Source organism: Nocardia farcinica (assembly GCF_029867845.1).
GTDB classification, from domain to species: domain Bacteria; phylum Actinomycetota; class Actinomycetes; order Mycobacteriales; family Mycobacteriaceae; genus Nocardia; species Nocardia farcinica_A.
The window spans coordinates 1-1,426 of record NZ_JARWRU010000694.1; the positions used below are offsets into that span (position 1 = coordinate 1).

General features: G+C 69.9%; 3 protein-coding genes and 1 pseudogene. All 4 read right to left on the reverse strand.

Annotated elements, in window-relative coordinates; all coding sequences use genetic code 11:
* Positions 1–198: pseudogene (gene ureC / locus QH283_RS15240) on the reverse strand (urease subunit alpha); the annotation flags it as partial.
* Positions 195–551, reverse strand: coding sequence for an urease subunit beta (locus QH283_RS15245; RefSeq protein WP_280503653.1), 357 nt, complete (start codon positions 549–551; stop codon positions 195–197). The gene QH283_RS15245 and the pseudogene ureC, both read right to left, overlap by 4 nt.
* Positions 552–564: 13 nt before the next feature.
* Positions 565–861: an urease subunit gamma gene (locus QH283_RS15250; RefSeq protein ID WP_280503654.1), complete on the reverse strand. Its 297-nt coding sequence runs from the start codon at positions 859–861 to the stop codon at positions 565–567.
* 79 nt (positions 862–940) lie between these two features.
* Positions 941–1,375, reverse strand: coding sequence for a PaaI family thioesterase (locus tag QH283_RS15255; RefSeq protein WP_280503655.1), 435 nt, complete (start codon positions 1,373–1,375; stop codon positions 941–943).
* Positions 1,376–1,426 lie beyond the last annotated feature (51 nt).

The window sequence follows — 1,426 nt, forward strand, 5'->3', positions numbered from 1 at the left end:
GCGGGTGGCGCGGGACTGGCCCATCGACTCGCGCAGCACCTTGCCGCCGCCGAAGACGGCCTCGTCGCCCGCCAGTCCCGGTCCGCCGCTGCGATCCTCGGTGATCTCGATCAGCAGATCGGTGTCGGCCAGGCGGACCCGGTCGCCGGTGGTGGGGCCGAACAGCTCGGCGTAGCGGGCCCGGCTCAGTTCGGTCACTGCTGATCTCCCTCGGCGTGCTTCGGATCGTCCAGGTGCTTCGGATCGTCGAGGCGGCCCGGCGGATTCGGGCCGATGCCGTACACCTCGCGGGTCCCGCCGAGCGGGACGAGCGACACCCGCTGACCGAGGCCGGGCTCGAAGCGCACCGCGGTGCCGGCGGGGATGTCGAGGCGGTGCCCGTGCGCGGCGGCGCGGTCGAACTCGAGCGCGGTGTTGGCCTGCGGGAAGTGCACATGGCTGCCGACCTGTACAGGGCGGTCGCCGGTGTTGACGACGTCGAGCTCGAGCCGCTCGCGGCCGGTGTTGAGCTCGATCACGCCCTCGGCGCAGAGGAATTCACCCGGGATCACGACGCACGCCCTCTCACGCGATCGGCTGGTGGACGGTGACGAGCTTGGTGCCGTCCGGGAACGTCGCCTCGACCTGCACGTCGTGGATCATCTCCGGCACGCCGTCCATGACGTCGGCGCGGGTGAGCACGGTGCGTCCCGAGGCCATCAGCTCGGCTACGGTGCGGCCGTCGCGGGCGCCCTCGAGCACGTGGTCGGTGATGATCGCGACCGCCTCGGGATGGTTCAGCAGCAGGCCGCGGGCCTTCCTGCGCCTGGCCAGCTCGGCCGCATAACTCAGCAGCAGTCGTTCCTGCTCGTGCGGCGACATTCACATCCGGGCTCCTCACCGGTCGGTCGAAGAATGACGGTCATTCTGGCACGGCCGCGCCGGTTGTGCCGGTTGTAGGTCAGCCGCGCTTGGGCAGGTTCGCCAGCCGCACCTGTCCGCGGGCCACGACCCGGTCCTGTTCGTCGGTGATGACGACCTGCCACAACTGCTGGGTCCGGCCGCGGTGGATCGGCGTGGCCTCGCCGCGCAGCACGCCCTCGCGCACCGAGCGCAGGAAATCGGTGTTGTTGTTGACGCCGACCACGGTGCCCTGGTCGCCGTACCAGACGGTGCCCGCGATGCTGGCCAGGGTTTCCACCACGGTGCAGTAGACGCCGCCGTTGACGATGCCTGCGGGCTGGTACAGGTGCGGCTTGACCGTCCACTCACCCGCCACGCGATCGGGGCCGACCTCGGTGTAGCGCAGGCCGAGGAACTCGGTGAAGGTGCCGAGCTCGGCGTCGACCTGGTTCAGCGCTTCCGGCGTCAGGCCGGCGAAACTCTGCTCTGTCATGTGTTTCAGCTTTACACCAGACGAATCAGGGACGGGGAGGGGGATGCCACA